The 15,702-nt window shown below is 68.2% G+C and carries 13 protein-coding genes; 9 read left to right on the top strand and 4 right to left on the bottom strand.

Going from position 1 to position 15,702, the window contains the following annotated elements:
* The first annotated feature begins 22 nt into the window (after positions 1-22).
* The 3 genes from AB4Z55_RS20030 to AB4Z55_RS20020 all read left to right on the top strand — a co-directional run bounded on the left by AB4Z55_RS20030 (position 23) and on the right by AB4Z55_RS20020 (position 3,090).
* The gene (locus AB4Z55_RS20030) at positions 23-673 is read left to right on the top strand and encodes a vitamin K epoxide reductase family protein (RefSeq protein ID WP_004022654.1); all 651 of its coding nucleotides are present in this window, start codon (positions 23-25) and stop codon (positions 671-673) included.
* 19 nt (positions 674-692) lie between these two features.
* Positions 693-1,394: a TetR/AcrR family transcriptional regulator gene (locus AB4Z55_RS20025; protein WP_101819207.1), complete on the top strand. Its 702-nt coding sequence runs from the start codon at positions 693-695 to the stop codon at positions 1,392-1,394.
* Between the two features lie 112 nt (positions 1,395-1,506).
* On the top strand, positions 1,507-3,090 hold the full coding sequence (locus AB4Z55_RS20020; RefSeq protein WP_248645015.1) for a cation:proton antiporter family protein: 1,584 nt from the start codon (positions 1,507-1,509) through the stop codon (positions 3,088-3,090).
* A gap of 37 nt (positions 3,091-3,127) precedes the next feature.
* On the opposite strand, the gene AB4Z55_RS20015 is transcribed toward AB4Z55_RS20020, so the two are convergent.
* Positions 3,128-3,703: a GNAT family N-acetyltransferase gene (locus tag AB4Z55_RS20015; RefSeq protein WP_248645016.1), complete on the bottom strand. Its 576-nt coding sequence runs from the start codon at positions 3,701-3,703 to the stop codon at positions 3,128-3,130.
* 90 nt (positions 3,704-3,793) lie between these two features.
* On the opposite strand from AB4Z55_RS20015, the gene mfd reads away from it, so the two are divergent.
* Positions 3,794-7,375 (top strand): transcription-repair coupling factor, encoded by a 3,582-nt coding sequence (mfd, locus tag AB4Z55_RS20010; protein WP_354559995.1) that lies wholly within the window; start codon positions 3,794-3,796, stop codon positions 7,373-7,375.
* The gene (locus tag AB4Z55_RS20005) at positions 7,372-8,280 is read left to right on the top strand and encodes a MazG family protein (RefSeq protein WP_369520372.1); all 909 of its coding nucleotides are present in this window, start codon (positions 7,372-7,374) and stop codon (positions 8,278-8,280) included. Before mfd ends, AB4Z55_RS20005 begins: the two co-directional genes overlap by 4 nt.
* A gap of 108 nt (positions 8,281-8,388) precedes the next feature.
* Here AB4Z55_RS20005 and AB4Z55_RS20000 read toward each other — a convergent pair whose 3' ends face one another.
* Genes AB4Z55_RS20000 through AB4Z55_RS19990 form a run of 3 tightly spaced genes read right to left on the bottom strand, consistent with a single transcriptional unit; the run spans position 8,389 to position 11,946 of the window.
* The gene (locus tag AB4Z55_RS20000) at positions 8,389-9,723 is read right to left on the bottom strand and encodes an amidohydrolase family protein (protein ID WP_369520371.1); all 1,335 of its coding nucleotides are present in this window, start codon (positions 9,721-9,723) and stop codon (positions 8,389-8,391) included.
* Positions 9,720-10,724, bottom strand: a complete 1,005-nt coding sequence (locus AB4Z55_RS19995) for an isopenicillin N synthase family dioxygenase (RefSeq protein ID WP_369520370.1) — start codon at positions 10,722-10,724, stop codon at positions 9,720-9,722. The genes AB4Z55_RS20000 and AB4Z55_RS19995 overlap by 4 nt, the downstream gene beginning before the upstream one ends.
* Positions 10,725-10,767: 43 nt before the next feature.
* Entirely contained in the window at positions 10,768-11,946 is a 1,179-nt protein-coding gene (locus tag AB4Z55_RS19990; protein ID WP_369520369.1) for a nitrate ABC transporter substrate-binding protein, read from the bottom strand.
* 295 nt (positions 11,947-12,241) lie between these two features.
* Between AB4Z55_RS19990 and AB4Z55_RS19985 the strand changes: the two genes are divergently transcribed.
* The 4 genes from AB4Z55_RS19985 to AB4Z55_RS19970 all read left to right on the top strand — a co-directional run bounded on the left by AB4Z55_RS19985 (position 12,242) and on the right by AB4Z55_RS19970 (position 15,692).
* The gene (locus AB4Z55_RS19985; protein WP_064569365.1) at positions 12,242-13,021 is read left to right on the top strand and encodes an ABC transporter ATP-binding protein; all 780 of its coding nucleotides are present in this window, start codon (positions 12,242-12,244) and stop codon (positions 13,019-13,021) included.
* The gene (locus AB4Z55_RS19980) at positions 13,018-13,896 is read left to right on the top strand and encodes an ABC transporter permease (protein WP_369520368.1); all 879 of its coding nucleotides are present in this window, start codon (positions 13,018-13,020) and stop codon (positions 13,894-13,896) included. Before AB4Z55_RS19985 ends, AB4Z55_RS19980 begins: the two co-directional genes overlap by 4 nt.
* A 61-nt stretch (positions 13,897-13,957) precedes the next feature.
* Positions 13,958-14,989, top strand: coding sequence for an isopenicillin N synthase family dioxygenase (locus AB4Z55_RS19975; protein WP_369520367.1), 1,032 nt, complete (start codon positions 13,958-13,960; stop codon positions 14,987-14,989).
* 52 nt (positions 14,990-15,041) lie between these two features.
* Positions 15,042-15,692, top strand: a complete 651-nt coding sequence (locus AB4Z55_RS19970) for a GntR family transcriptional regulator (RefSeq protein WP_369520366.1) — start codon at positions 15,042-15,044, stop codon at positions 15,690-15,692.
* Positions 15,693-15,702: the final 10 nt, after the last annotated feature.

The following is a 15,702-nucleotide window of genomic DNA, read 5'->3' as shown; positions in this document are numbered from 1 at the left end:
GAAGCGGTGCCATCCTGGACGGGTGAGTGACAGTGCGCTGACCAGTTCGGAGGCCGGGCCCGACGACGACCGGGCCCACCTGGCCGAGGCCGTGCGTTCGTGGACGCGAATCGTCGCCTGGCTGCTGAGTGTCGGCGGGGCCATCGGGTTCGTCGCCGCGTTCGTGCTGACCGTGGAACGGTTCGAACTGGCCGCCGACCCCGACTACGTGCCGTCCTGCAACTTCAATCCCGTGCTGAGCTGCGGTTCGGTGATGGCCGAGCCGCAGGCGGCGCTCTTCGGCTTCCCGAACCCGTTGCTCGGCATCGCCGGTTTCGCGGTCGCGGTCACGACCGGGATGGCGCTGCTGGCCGGGGCCCGCCTCGCGGGGTGGTACTGGGCGGGGCTGCAGGTCGGGGTCACCGCCGCCATGGTGTTCATCGGGTGGCTCATCTACTCGAGCCTGTACTCGATCGGGGCGTTGTGCCCCTACTGCATGGTGGTGTGGGCGGTCACCCTGCCGATCTTCGTCTTCGTCAGTGTGCGCAATGCGCATGCAAGTGGTCTCACCTCGCGTTCGCGCCTCGCGCTGGTTCTCGCGCGCAATCACGCCCCGATCCTCGTCGTGGGCGTCGGCCTCGTGATCGTGCTGATCGCCGTCCGGTTCTGGTCGTACTGGTCGAGCCTGTACTGATCCCCACTACGCTGGGCCCATGGCTATCGGGCGTCCAGCGGAGGGTTCGGCCGAGGTGCAGCGCGCGCCCCGGGCGAGGATGACGGGCGCGCAGCGGCGATTGCAGCTCATCGAAGTCGCTCGGGGTCTGTTCGCCGAGCGCGGTTTCGAGGGCACGTCGATCGAGGAGATCGCGCAGCGGGCCGGCGTCTCGAAGCCGATCGTGTACGAGCACTTCGGCGGCAAGGAGGGGCTGTATGCGGTCGTCGTGGACCGCGAGATGGAGACCCTGCTCGAGATGGTCACCTCGTCGCTCTCGAAGAACCGTTCGCTCTACCGCATCCAGCAGGTGGCGCTCGCGCTGCTGACGTACATGGAGGAGCGCACGGACGGCTTCCGCATCCTGGTCCGCGGCGACAGCACCGCCAGCACCGACGAGACGGCCACGTATTCGAGTCTCCTGAACGATGCGATCAGCCAGGTCGAGCACATCCTCGCCAACGACTTCGAACGACGCGGTTTCGATCCCACACTCGCCCCGCTCTACGCCCAGGCGCTCGTCGGGATGGTGTCGGTCACCGCGCAGTGGTGGCTCGATGTCCGCGAGCCGTCGAAGGAGGTCGTGGCCGCTCACCTGGTCAACCTGTGCTGGAACGGGCTGACGCGGCTCGACCCGGATCCCACCCTGGTCGGGCCTGACTACGTGGAATCGCTGAAGCGGACGAGGGTCGACGACGCCTGACCGACGCGCAACTATGGTTGATTCACTCTGCGTCCCCCGGCCGGAAGGATCACCCTGATGTCGACCCCAGGTGCCGACCGGCCGAACCCCGCCCTCCGCTGAGACTCCGGAGATGGAGACCGTCGGGATCTACCTGGTCGTCATCTTCGGATGCGGTTTCCTCGCGCGCGCGGCACGTCTCCCGACGCTGGTCGGCTACCTCGCCGCCGGATTCATCTTGCACGCCCCGGGAATCGACGAACTGCCGATCGTCGACACGATGGCCGAACTGGGCGTCACGATCCTGCTGTTCACGATCGGACTCAAGCTCGACGTTCGGATGCTGCTCCGGCGGGAGGTGGTCGTCACCACCGGGGTGAACCTCCTCGTCATCCTCGGTCTCACGACGGGCTTCCTCGGCATCCTGGGTGCGGTCGGGGTGCCCATGCTCGCCGGCGAGGGCTGGGAGACGCTCGCGCTGTTGGGGTTTGCGCTGTCGTTCTCGAGTACGGTGTTCGTCGTCCAGGTGCTCGACGAGCGCTCGGAGTCGCATTCCCTCTACGGCCGGATCGCCATCGGTGTCCTGGTCCTCCAGGACATCGTCGCCGTCGTCTATCTGACCGCGATGCAGGGCGAACCGCCCAGCGCCTGGGCGCTGGCCCTCGTGCTGTTGATACCCGGCGCGTGGATCGTCCGCCGGCTCTGGAACACCCTCGGCCACGGCGAGTTGCAGACGCTGTTCGGGATCGTGATGGCCCTCGTGCCCGGTTACTGGCTCTTCGAATCCGTCGGGGTGAAGGGCGATTTCGGTGCGATGGTCGTCGGCGTCCTGCTGGCGTCGCATCCTCGCGCGGGGGAGTTGTCGCGCACGTTGTTCGGGCTCCGTGAACTGCTCCTGGTCGGCTTCTTCGTGTCGATCGGGCTGCACGTCACCCCCACGACCGAAACGGTTCTGCTCGGCCTGCTCCTGATCGTCCTGCTGCCGTTCGAGGGGGCGGTGTACACACTCGTCCTCGCCCTGTTCGGCCTGCGTCGGCGGACGTCGATCCTGACCGGACTCGCGTTGGCCAACTTCTCGGAGTTCGGGCTGATCGTGATCGCGACCGGGGTGGGAGCGGGGGTCATCGGCGAGGACTGGCTGGTCGTGACATCGGTGGCTGTGGCGGGAAGCTTCGTGTTCTCGTCCCTGCTCAATCGCCGCGGTTCCGGCCTGGTGAACCGGTTGTCGGCGTTCGTCCCGACCACGGCCGCGGCCCGGAGACACCCCGACGACGCGCCGATCGTGCTGGCGCCGGCGCGGGTGCTCGTCCTCGGCATGGGCCGCGTCGGGCACTCGGTGTACGAGCGGCTCGTCGACGAGTACGGCCTTCCGGTGATCGGTGTGGAGAACGATCCGCTGAAGGCGAGCGAACTCGCCGGACGCGGCGTCCGGGTGCTCGACGCCGACGCCACCGAGACCGACTTCTGGGACCGTGCGGTCGGCGTCCACGAGCTCGAACTGCTTGTCCTGGCGATGCCCTTCCACGGCTCGAATCTGGTGGCGCTGGAACGGATCGAGGAACTCGGCGTCACCGGGACGATCGCCGTCGTCGCGCAATACGACGACGAACGCGACGAACTGCTCCTGCGCGGCGCCGACGTGGCGTTCCACATCTACGAGGGCACCGGCGTCGGGCTCGCCGACGCGGCGGCCGAGGCCGCCGGCCTGGACCGGTGACGTCCTTGGCGAACCTCCGCGCCGGTGTTTCCGGTCGTCAGCCGTCCGCGCCGTCGGGAGCGTCGCCGCCCGGCCACAGATCCTTCTGCATGTAGACACAGTCGATCCACTGCTCGGCCTTGTGACCGATGGCGCGTAGACGGCCCACCTCGGTGAATCCGAACCGCCGGTGCAGTGCGATCGACCCGTCACCGCCCGTCGCGGCGATCACCGCGACGATCTGGCGGACGTTGTCCGGATTCGCCCGCTCGAGCAACGCCGCCATGAGCGCGGTTCCGACTCCGCGCCCGCCCTGACCGGGCCGCACGTAGATGGAGTCCTCGGTCGACAGGTCGTAGGCCGGCATCGTCCGGAAGGTCCCGAGGTAGGCGTAGCCGACGACTCGCTCGACCCCGTCGTCGACGGCGCGTGCGACCACGAAGGGCCGTCCCGCGGCCGTGATCGCGGCGTGTTTGGCATGCCACTGGGACAGGGACGGGACCAGATAATCGAAGGTCGCGACGGTGTTCTGCACGTAGTGGGCGTAGATGTCGGCGATGGCGTCGCAGTCGTCGATCGTCGCGTCGGTGACCCGGATGGGGGTCGCGGGTGCCTCGGGTACGCGCTCGCTCATGCCGACGAGGGTAGGACAGCGGCACCGACCGCGAGAACTCCTGCTGACCGGGCGGGGACCGGCGGATCGTCGACCCATAGAATCGACGGAGTGTCGACGCAGTCTGCTCTGTCCGGTCTGGCCGCGCTCGCGTGTGCGGACAAGTCCTTCCGCGAGGTGCACACGCACCGGAACGAGCGTCGGCTGGACATCACCGCACCCGACGCGGCGCGGCCGTTCCTCGTCTCGTGCCTGGTCGCCGGTGCCGAGTCCCCGCTCCTCGTCGTGTCGGCCAACGGCCGGGAGGCCGACGATCTGACCGCCGAGCTCGCCGAACTCCTCGACGACGCCGACGCCGTCGCGCAGTTCCCGTCGTGGGAGACACTGCCGCACGAGCGGTTGTCCCCGAGTGCGGACACCGTGGGCCAGCGGCTCGCCGTGTTGCATCGCCTCGCCAACCCGGGTGACACCCCGTTGCGGGTCGTCGTGACCACCGTTCGCTCTCTGGTCCAGCCGATGGCCCCCGGGCTCGGCGACGTCGCGACGGTGACCTTGCGCGAGGGCATCGAGATCGACTTCGACGCGCTGCTGTCCCAGCTCGTCGAGATGGCCTACGAGCGCGTCGACATGGTCGGGCGCCGCGGCGAATTCGCGGTGCGCGGCGGCATTCTCGACGTGTTCCCGACCACGGCCGACCATCCGGTCCGCGTGGAGTTCTGGGGCGACGAGATCACCGAGATGCGCGCGTTCTCGGTCGCCGACCAGCGCAGTCAGCCGGAGGTCGAGACCAGCGAGGTCCGGATCCACCCCTGCCGTGAGCTGCTCCTGACCGAGAAGGTCCGCACGCGCGCCGGCGATCTGGCGGCGAGCAACGCCGACGACCCGACCCTCGCCGAGATGCTCGGCAAGCTCGCCGAGGGCATTCCGGTCGAGGGGATGGAGGCCCTGATCCCCGCGCTCGTCGACGGTGGCATGCAGTTGCTGACCGAGGTGATCCCGGACGGCACGCGGGTGCTCATCCTGGACCCGGAGAAGGTGCGGACCCGTGCATCGGATCTGTCGAAGACGGGGGCGGAGTTCCTCGAGGCGTCGTGGACCGCGGCCGCCATGGGTGCCGGGGCGCCGATCGACGGCAGGTCGTCGACGGGCCTCGGCATCGATCTGCAGGCCAGTGCGTACCGCCCGCTCGACGAGGTGCGGAAGGCGACGCTCGCCGCCGGCCGTCCCTGGTGGACGCTGAGTCCGCTGGCGACCGGCAGCGGGGACGAACTCGAACTCGATCTCGCGCCCGGTCCCGCGCCGCGCGGTGACGAGCAGGAGATCGCGGCGACGTTCGCGCAGTTGCGCGCACACGTGTCCGACGGCAAGACCGCGGCGATCGTGGTGGCGGGCAAGGGCACTGCCCAGCGCGTCGGGGAGCGGCTGTCCGACGCCGAGGTGCCGCATGTGATCGCCGACCCCGGGCATCGTCCGCAGCCCGGTGAGGTCACCGTGTTCTGCGCCCCGCTGCGCGCCGGGATCGTCTGTCCCGATGCGGGACTCGTGGTCGTGGCCGAGGCCGACCTCACCGGCACGCGGGTCGCCAACGTCCGGGACGGCAGGCGGCTGCCGGCCAAGCGGCGCAACCAGGTCGATCCGCTCGCCCTGGCCGCGGGCGACCTCGTGGTGCACGACCAGCACGGCATCGGCAAGTTCGTCGAGATGATCGAACGGACCGTGTCCGGTGCCCGGCGTGAGTACCTCGTGCTGGAGTACGCCTCGAGCAAACGTGGGCAACCGGCCGACCGGTTGTATGTCCCGATGGATGCGCTCGACCAGCTCTCCCGCTATGTCGGCGGCGAGCAGCCGTCGCTGTCGAAGCTCGGCGGATCGGACTGGCAGAACACGAAGCGCAAGGCGCGCAAGGCCGTTCGTGAGATCGCCGGTGAGCTCGTCCAACTCTATGCCGCCCGCCACGCCGCGCCCGGACACGCGTTCGGTCCCGACACGCCGTGGCAGCAGGAGATGGAGGACGCCTTCGACTTCACCGAGACCGTGGATCAGCTCACGGTCATCGCCGAGGTCAAGGCCGACATGGAGCGTGCGGTCCCGATGGACCGCGTCGTGGTCGGCGACGTCGGCTACGGCAAGACCGAGATCGCGGTCCGCGCCGCGTTCAAGGCGGTGCAGGACGGCAAGCAGGTCGCCGTCCTCGTCCCGACGACGATTCTGGCGCAACAACATCTGCAGACCTTCACCGAACGGATGAGCGGGTTCCCGGTGCGGGTGCGCGGACTGTCGCGGTTCACCGACGCCAAGGAATCCCGCGAGATCACCCAGGCGATGTCGAAGGGCGAGGTGGATGTCGTCATCGGCACCCACCGCCTCCTGCAGACCGGGATCGTCTGGAAAGACCTCGGACTCGTCATCGTCGACGAGGAGCAGCGCTTCGGTGTGGAGCACAAGGAGCACATCAAGTCGCTGCGCACCCACGTCGACGTGCTGACGATGTCGGCGACCCCGATCCCGCGCACACTCGAGATGTCGATGGCCGGCATCCGGGAGATGTCGACGATCCTCACCCCGCCCGAGGAGCGGCATCCGGTCCTGACCTACGTCGGCGCCTACGCGCCCAAACAGGTCGCCGCCGCCATCCGCCGAGAACTGCTGCGCGACGGTCAGGTGTTCTACGTGCACAACCGCGTCTCGACCATCGACAAGATGGCCAAGGACATCGCGGCGATGGTCCCGGAAGCGAGAGTCGTTGTCGCACACGGGCAGATGGGTGAAGATCAGCTCGAGCGAACGGTCTCGGGGTTCTGGAATCGCGAATACGACGTGCTGGTCTGCACGACGATCATCGAGACGGGCCTGGACATCTCGAACGCGAACACCCTGATCGTCGACCGCGCCGAGAACCTCGGTCTCTCGCAGTTGCACCAGCTGCGCGGTCGAGTCGGCCGTAGTCGTGAACGCGGGTACGCGTACCTGCTCTACAGTCCGGACCGGCCGCTGACGGAGACCGCGTACGACCGGCTCGCGACGATCGCGCAGAACAACGAGTTGGGCGCGGGCATGGCGGTGGCACTGAAGGATCTCGAATTGCGCGGCGCCGGGAACGTGCTGGGCGCCGAGCAGTCCGGGCACGTGGCCGGTGTCGGCTTCGATCTCTACGTCCGTCTGGTCGGCGAGGCGGTGGAGGCGTATCGCGCTGCCGCGGACGGGAAGCCGGTCGAATCCCGTGAGAAGGGTGAGGTTCGCATCGATCTGCCCGTCGATGCGCACATCCCGGTCGAGTACGTGGACTCCGACCGCCTGCGTCTCGAGGCGTACCGCAAACTCGCGTCGGCAACCGACGACGCCGCAGTCGATTCGGTCCTCGTCGAACTCAACGACCGCTACGGTCCGCCGCCGGTCGAGACCACGCGCCTCGCGTCGATCGCCCGGCTGCGGTTGCGGTGCCGGGAGCGGGGGATCGCCGAGATCGGTCTCGCCGGTCAGGGCGTCAAGATCTCGCCGCTCTCGCTCCTCGACAGCGAGCAGGTGCGCCTGCGTCGTCTCTACTCGTCGGCCACCTACCGCGCGACGACATCCGTGGTCAACCTGCCGATCCCGCGCACCGGTGGCGTCGGGTCGGCGCGTCTGCGCGACGACGAACTGATCGAGTACCTGACGACGTTCCTCACGCAGCTCCGGCCGGAGCCGGTCGCGTGACGGTGGTGCTGCTGGACCCGGCACGGCCAGACCTGATCCCCATCCGGGCGCGTAAGAGTCTCGCCGGACCGGTGCGGGTCACCGAGGACGTGCCCGCGGCGATGCTGTGGGAGTTCGACCATGTCGAGCCGGTCTTCGACGACTCGCCGGACGAATCGGAGTCGGTACTCGTCAGCACCGACCCCGACCATCCACTGGTGCGGTCCCGGATCGCGCGCGGGGAGGAGGTCGTCGCCGCGCAGACGGTCGCCGGCATGGCACTGCTCGAGTCCGTGGCGCTGATGGACACCCTGAGGCGGAACGGGCCATGGGAGAGCACACAGACGCACCACTCGCTGCGCCGCTACCTGCTCGAAGAGGTCTACGAACTCCTCGACGCGATCGAAGCCGGCGATCCCGTCGAGCTCCGCGAAGAACTCGGAGACCTGTTGCTGCAGGTGCTGTTCCACGCGCGGATCGCCGCCGACGATCCCGACGCCCCGTTCGACATCGACGACGTCGCCCGCAGTTTCACCGCCAAGGTCTCGGGCCGCACCCCCGGCGTGCTGTCCGGGGCGCACTCGGATCTCGAGACGCAGATCCGGGAGTGGGAAGAACGCAAGGCCGCCGAGAAGCGGCGCGGATCAGTGCTCGACGGGGTGGCGACCACCCAACCCGCGCTCGCGCTGCTGCAGAAGGTGCTCGAACGTCTCACCGCGGCGCACTATCCCGTCGACACCATCCCGGCGGAGACCCTCACCGTGACGGTGACCGCAGGCGACGACAGCGTCGAGGCCCAGGCGCGAGATCGCGCGCTCGCGTTGATGTCCGATGTCCGGGCAGCCGAGAAGCGCGCAGCCGAGCGGGGCATGACTCTCGACTCGCCGGAGGCGTGGGCGGCCGTGCTCGACGAGAACCCGGCCTGAGCGGGGGCCGAGACGCTGCGAGCGAGGAACGGTGAGCGCACAGTCGACGAAATCTGGTGCTCAGTCGACGGAATTCGCTGCACAGTCGACGTCGGGTCAGCTCTCGCTTCAGATGGCGAGCGCGGCCAGCTGCTCGGTGAACCCGGCCTCGTCGATCCGGGTGTTGCGTCCGTCCTCGACGAGGATCTCGCCGCCGACCATCACCGTGTCGACGATGGACCGCGAGCCGGTGGTGAGCAGCGATGCGCCGGGATCCCGGACGGGCAGTGTGGCGTAATCGCGGTCGAAGCGCAGCAGCGTGAGGTCCGCGGGGGCCCCGACCGTCACGCCACCGGCAACCGGCGGCAGGCCGAGTGCGGAGTTCGCACCGCCGCAGGCGATGTCGAGCATCCCGACGTACCCGAGGAGGTCGGCGCGCCGATGGACGGCCCGCTGGAGGTAGGCGGCGATACGCAGGGTCGCCAGCATGTCCTGGGTGTCGTTGCTCGCGGCGCCGTCGACACCCAGCCCGACGGCCAGTCCGCGCTCCAGCATCGCTGGTATCGGGGCCACCCCGCTTCCCAGCCGCATGTTCGACAACGGGTTGTGCGACACCGCCACGCCTCGGGCCGCGAGGGTTCGCCGGCCGGCGTCGTCGAGCTCGACGCAGTGGACGGCGAGGACCCGATCCCACAGGAAGCCGTTCTGGTCGAGGTGATCGACGGCTCCGAATCCGGTGTGCTGCAGACACATCTGCTCGTCGGTGAGTGTCTCGAGAAGATGGATGGACACCGGCAGGCCGCGGTCTCGGGCGAATTCGCGGATCGTCCCCATCCCGGCCTCGGTGACCGAGCGTGGATTGGGTACCGCCAGGGCCATCGAGATCCGGGACCCGGCGACCTCGTTGCGGAGGTGGTCGACGTGCTCGAGAACGTCGCCGAGCGGTTGCATCAGCCGCGGCTCGAATCCCCACTTGCGAGTCGGATCGGCCCGGTCCGCGACTCCGCGGCCGAGGATCGCGCGGATTCCGGTGTCGCGCAGTGCTCGAACGACGGCGTCGTGGACCTCGCCCGAGGGGTGGGGCCACATGTGTTCGACGACGGTCGTCGTGCCCGACCGCAACAGTTCCAGGCACCCCGACACGGCGGCCAGGTAGGCGCGCTCGGGGGTGATCGCGACCGATTCCTCGCCGACCGCAAGCAACCACTCGAGCAGGGGCGTGCATTCGGCGACGCCGCGCATGAGGGTCTGTTGGAGGTGGGTGTGGGTGTTCACGAAGCCGGGGATCACGAATCCGCCGGTGCCCCCGGCTCCCCGGGTGGTCGACTCGATCGAGGTGACGACCCCCTCGGTGACGTGGATGTCGCAATGGGGTTGCCATCGACCCGCGGTGTACACGGTGACGTCGCGGAAGGCCGGGGCCGCCGTCGGATCGGCGGCCCCGGGGAGGTGTGCGTCCGTCACTTCGCGAAGTTCGCGGCGATGCGCTGGGCGAGATAGTCGGCAGCGGTGATCGGCGGGTAGGTGCCGCCGGCGCTCTCGATCAGCACGTCGGAGTTCGCCTGTGCGAAGTACGCGAGCGTGTAGCGCGGACCGGTGTACTCGCCTCGTCGTGGGGCCCGGACCCGGTGGAAGTTCGACGGCAACCGGTCGTCGGACCAGCGCATGAGCATGTCGCCGATGTTGCAGGTGATGGCGTCGTCGGATGGCTCGACCGACGTCCACGCCTGGCCGTCGGCCTCCGCTCCGGGAAGCACCTGGAGGCCGCCCTGGCCGGACCGCTGGAAGAGTAGGGTCAGCGCGTCGAAATCGGTGTGTGCGCCTGCGCGCCAGCTGTTCTCGGAATCGATCAACTCGTCCGGGAAGGCATAGTAGTGCAGAAGCCGCAGCGTGCTCTGATAGGTGTCCGCCGACGGGTCGTGCGCCCGGGTGAAGAAGTCGTGGGCAAGCTCGAGGCGCTCGGCGAAGCAGCTGAGCAGGGTCATGGCCAGCGACCAGCACCGGTGCTCGAACTCCTCGATGGTGGCGCGGAATCCGGCCAGCTCGTCCTCACTCGGCCACAGACCCTCCATGCGCGGGCGGGTGAACTGGTAGGACTCCTTCTGGTCCGGGGTTCCGATCGACGGGCGGACCTGGGTGCGGTACTCCCAGCCGGCGTTCTGACCCTTCTTGAGCGGGTACTGCTCCTTCACCTCACGGGGGAGTGCGAAGAACCGGGCGGACATGTCGAACGCGTGGTCCACCGCGGCCAGGTCGATGCCGTGGTCGACGACCTGGAAGAAGCCGATGTCGGTTGCGGCCGTCCAGAGTTGATCGGCGATCTCGTCGCGGCGGTTGTCGAGGTCGGCAAGGCTGATGCGGCGGATCTCGCGGGCGGTGGTCTCGGTGCCCAGCCCGCCCATCCGGCGTTCGCGGTCGAGCTCGGCCATGTCGGCCGGTGAGTGCAGTGGGGTGGTCTCGGTCATCGTGGATCTCTCTGTGGTCGAAGACGGCGGAGCGGACGCCGGGTCAGCGGATCTGCTCGCTGATGAACTGGGTCGTGAACAGCTGATCGGCGGGCAGCGACGGCGGGAGGTCGGCGCCGCCGGCGTTCAGGATCGGCACGAGGTCGTTGATCACGTTCTGTGCCTTGACCATGTCGTAACTGCCGTACACACCGTCGGTGCCCGGGGCGATGACCGCGCGATCCTTGAGCAGCCCCGCCGAGTACGCCGCCTCGCCGGCCGAATAGGGGGTGAAAGAGACGTCCTGGGACACCCAGTCGACGATGGTCGCGTTGATCGATTCCGGCGCGGCCGCATAGTCCTTGCCGGTCTGCTGGATCATCGGGACCAGCTTCGCCAGGCACGGCGACATCTCCGCGACGTCATCCGCGCGTACCGAGACGTTCGACGCATACACGTCGTACCCGGCGTCTTTCACCATCGCGTAGGCGACCGGCTTGTTCCACGACGGGGTCTCGTTCTCGTAGGTGTAGGGCTCGGAGTTGGCGAATCCCTGCTGGGTGATGGACGGGTCGCCGACGAAGCGGGCCGGGGCGCCGTCGTAGCTGGTGTCGAGCTGACTCTGCTCGAGCAGCCCCTTCGCCACCAGCCACTGCGGGAAGATCTGATCCTTGGAGACCACCACGCTGGCGTCGGATCTGCCGATGTCGGCGATCGTCGTGACGTCCGGGTGGGATGCGGGGTCCCACATGATGATCGACGGGTTGTACTGCAGCAACGGCGTCACTCCGACGACACGTTGATCTCTGGCCGCGGAGATCATCTGGTCGCCGTGGACGAGGCCGAGGTGGATGGAGTCGTCGGAGTACATCGCGGAGGGGACCGACTGGAATCCGATCGCGGGACCGCCTGCGCGCAAGGTGATGTCGACACCGGTGTCCATGCCGTCGAAGGCGAGCGGCCCGGAGACCGACTTGTTGTCGGTGTCGACGGTGTACCCCGGGCCGAGGAGTCCGATGACCCCGGCCATGTCGGACTGCGGTTGCCACTGCAGTTGGATCACGACGTTGTCAGGACAGGTTCCGGCAAGGGAGTATTCGGCGGGCGCCGGCGGCAGGCTCGACGCCGCGGTGTCGTCGGACCCCGAGCTCGAGCATCCGGCCAGAACGGCCGCGCAGAGGGTCGCCGCCGTGGCCACGGCCAGACGCGAGGCGTTGGTACGGGACGGTGGGTGAGAAGTCATGGGATCTCCTGGACTCAGGCCGGACGTTCGCGACACATTCGCGATCTACATGTGAAGCTAGGCGGCCGATTCGGATTCCGCCAGCCGGGACGAGGCGCGGTCTCATCGACATGAATCCGTCGGTAAATGCCTCTGAACTGAACTTATGTCGTTGGAGAGATTCGGTGATGGGGTTGGTTCCCCGTTGCCGGTGACGCAGTTTTTACACGATGTCATCGGGCTGAAATACATGTAACCAATCATGAACAGGCAGACATTGGCTGTTGCCTACATGTAGCGAAGACGGGAAGGCCGCATGAGACTCTACGACACGGTGAACGACGTGGATGCGCGACATCTCACCAAGGATGTCGTCGCCTCCGTCTCCGGGGTGACGAAGCGATTCCATTCGGGGACCCGTGCGCTGGACCGGGTGGACCTCGACGTGCGCACCGGCGACTTCGTGGCGGTCGTGGGACCGTCGGGATGCGGCAAGTCCACCCTGCTCCGGATGGTCGCGGGACTCGAGAAGCCTACGGACGGAAGCGTGGCGCTCGCCACGGAGTCGGTCGGGTTCATCTTCCAGGAGCCCACCCTCCTGGCCTGGCGCAGCGTGCGGGGCAATGTCGAACTCTGCGCCGAGATCGCACGACTGCCGCGGGGCGAACGCCGGCGCCGGGCGCAGGCCGCGATCGATGCGGTTGGTCTCACCGGATTCGAGTCGCAGCTGCCGCGCATGCTGTCGGGCGGCATGAAGATGCGTGCCTCACTGGCCCGGGCACTGACCTCCGAGCCCGAACTGCTGCTCCTCGACGAGCCCTTCGGTGCTCTTGACGAGATGACCCGACTCGACATGCAATCCGAGTTGCAACGGCTCTACGCCGAACGCCGATTCACCGCGATGTTCATCACGCACTCGGTGTCCGAAGCGGTGTTCCTCGCCAACCGGGTGATCGTGATGTCCGCACGTCCCGGGCGAATCGTCGCCGACATCGGCATCGACTTCGCTCACCCCCGCCACCCGGATCTGCGTCATGACAGCCGCTTCACCGACCGTGTCGCCGAGATCTCCGAAACCCTCCGAGGTGCACGATGACCACTGCCGCCCGATCCCGCCCCGTCACCGGCGTGCAACCCGATCAGACGCCGGCGTCCGCAGGGGGACCGTCGGGGTCATCGCGGCGCGGTACCGCGCGCCGCGCGGCGCTGGGCGTGCTCCGATACGGGGCCCCACCGGTACTGTCCCTCGCCGTCGCGATCGGCGCCTGGTATGCGGTCAGCTATCTGATCCTCGCTCCCGCACGGCGTTTTCTGCTCCCACCCCCGCACGCCGTGCTGTTCGACTCGCTGCTCGAACCGGATCACGTGGGCCCCATGCTCGACGCGCTCTGGGTCACCGCCAAGGTGTGCCTCGTCGGCTTCGTCGTCGCCGCGCTCATCGGGGTGTCCATCGGGGTCCTGATGAGCCGAGGGTCCTTTCTCGAACGCGCGATCTACCCCTGGGCCGTTGTGCTCCAGGTGATCCCGGTGCTGGCGATCGTGCCGTTGATCGGTCTGTGGTTCGGTTACGGGATGGTCGCCCGCACCATCGTGTGCGTGATCATCGCCATCTTCCCGATCATCGCCAACACACACTTCGGTCTCGTCTCGGTCGACAAGTCCTCGCAGGAGCTGTTCACGCTGTGCAAGGCGACGCCGGTGCAACGCCTGCTGATGCTCGAGTTCCCGTCGGCGCTGCCGTCGATGATGACGGGTTTCCGGACCGCCTCGGGGCTCGTCGTGGTCGGCGCCATCATCGGAGACATGTTCTTCGCCAAGGGCGAACCGGGAATCGGCACGCTGCTCGACATCTACCGGGCCCGCCTGCAGTCCGACGACCTGATCGCCGCGATCGTCCTGGCATCGGTCTTCGGCATCCTCGTCTTCGGCATCTTCGGCATCCTCAACGCCGCCGTCAACCGCCGACGCTGACGACACGTCGCATCCACGCTCGCACCACTCCACTTTCGTCTCGACTCCACCCGGAGGACACATGTTCACCGTTCCCACGATCGACATCTCGGCCTACCGCGACCCGCACGGCACGCCCGCGGAGCGGAGCCGAGTGGCGCGCGCCCTCGACGACGCCTGCAGCGGAGTCGGTTTCGTCCAGATCGTCGGTCACGGCATCGCACCGGCCGTCATCGATGCCCTGACCGCGGCGCTCGACGAGTTCTACGCGCTACCGCTCGAGGAGAAGAAGCGATATGCCCGGCCGGGTCAGAACCGTGGCTACAGCCCCCCGAAGAGCGAATCGCTGAGCATGAGTCTCGGTGTCGCGGCGGCCAACCAGATGAACGACTTCTACGAGGCGTTCACCGTCGGCTCGGAGGGTGCCTGGTTCCCGGACCTGGACCTACCGGAGTCCAGCTACCCGACGAACACGTGGCCGGACGCGGCCCCGGGCTTCCGCGGTGCCGTAGAGGACTGGTTCGGCGCCGCGCGCGACCTCTCCCGAGTTCTGCTCACCGCGTTCACCGATGCGCTCGGTCTGCCTGCGGGCTACTTCGACTCGATGACCGACCACTCCATCGATGCGCTGAAGTTGAACAACTACACCCTCCCCGAAGGGGAGATCGAACTCGCCGGGGACTTGACCGGGATGGGTGCGCACACCGACTTCGGCATCCTCACCGTGCTGTGGGCCGACCAGGTACCCGGGCTCCAGGTGCTCGATCACGAGGGCCGATGGCACGACGTGGCGCCCGCCGACGGCGCATTGCTGGTCAACCTCGGGGATGCCATGGCGCGGTGGACGAACGACCGGTGGCGTTCGACCGTGCACCGCGTCGACCCGCCGGTCGTCGACGGCCGGATCCTCCGTCGCCGGTCGGCGGCGTTCTTCTTCGACGGCAACGCCGAGGCCCTCATCGAGACGCTGCCCGGGTGCGCCCGCACCGATCACCCCGGATATCCACCGATCACCGTCGCCGAGAACATCAACGCGAAACTGGCCGGGATGAAGAACGGCGTCGCACCCGCCGGAGCCGATCGCGAGGCGCAGCGCGTGATGGCCGCGGGATGATGCCGTCGGCGATGATGCCGTCTGGGCCGCGGCCTTCTACGCTGGGACGGTCATGACTGGAAACGGAGACGACGGCGCCCTGCTCACGCAGTCGGTCCTGCGCCGCATACGCGACGAGATCTTCGACGGCACCCTCGAACCCGGTGCGTCGCTCTCGGTTCCGGGGTTGGCCGCTCGACTGGACGTCTCGCGGAGTCCGGTTCGGGAGGCGGTCCAGCAACTCGTCATGGACGGGCTGGCCGTCTACACCCCGCGAGTCGGGGCGAAGGTCGCGGTGCTCGACGACGCGATGCTGCGGCACGTCTTCGAGGTCCGCGAGGTGCTCGACGGTCTCGCCGCCCGCCAGGCCACGGTGCGGGTGACGCGCGCGGAGCTGGCGGGTCTGTGGAAGCGGGTCCGAGAACAGGAGCGGTTGCTGGACACCGATCCCGATCACCGACGCGACGCCGAACTCGACCTCGACTTCCACACCGCGGTCCGGTCGTTGTCGGGCAATGCGCCGCTGTGCGATGCCCTGCTGAAGCTCGACACCCAGTCACATCTGTACCGGTCCGACATGTGGTCGCACGAGGACAACCGCCGGCATGCCGTGACCGAACACCGCCGGATCGTCGCGGCGCTGGAGGCCGGCGACGCCGACGGGGCCGACCGGGCCGCACGGGCGCACGCCGCCGGCGTCCTCGTGCGCCTGCTCCGGACCTGAGGCCCTCTCG

Origin of the sequence: Gordonia sp. ABKF26 (genome assembly GCF_041103195.1) — a bacterium.
Lineage (GTDB): Bacteria > Actinomycetota > Actinomycetes > Mycobacteriales > Mycobacteriaceae > Gordonia > Gordonia terrae.
The sequence above is the reverse complement of the archived record's forward strand: the minus strand, read 5'-3'. Positions and strand labels throughout refer to the sequence as shown.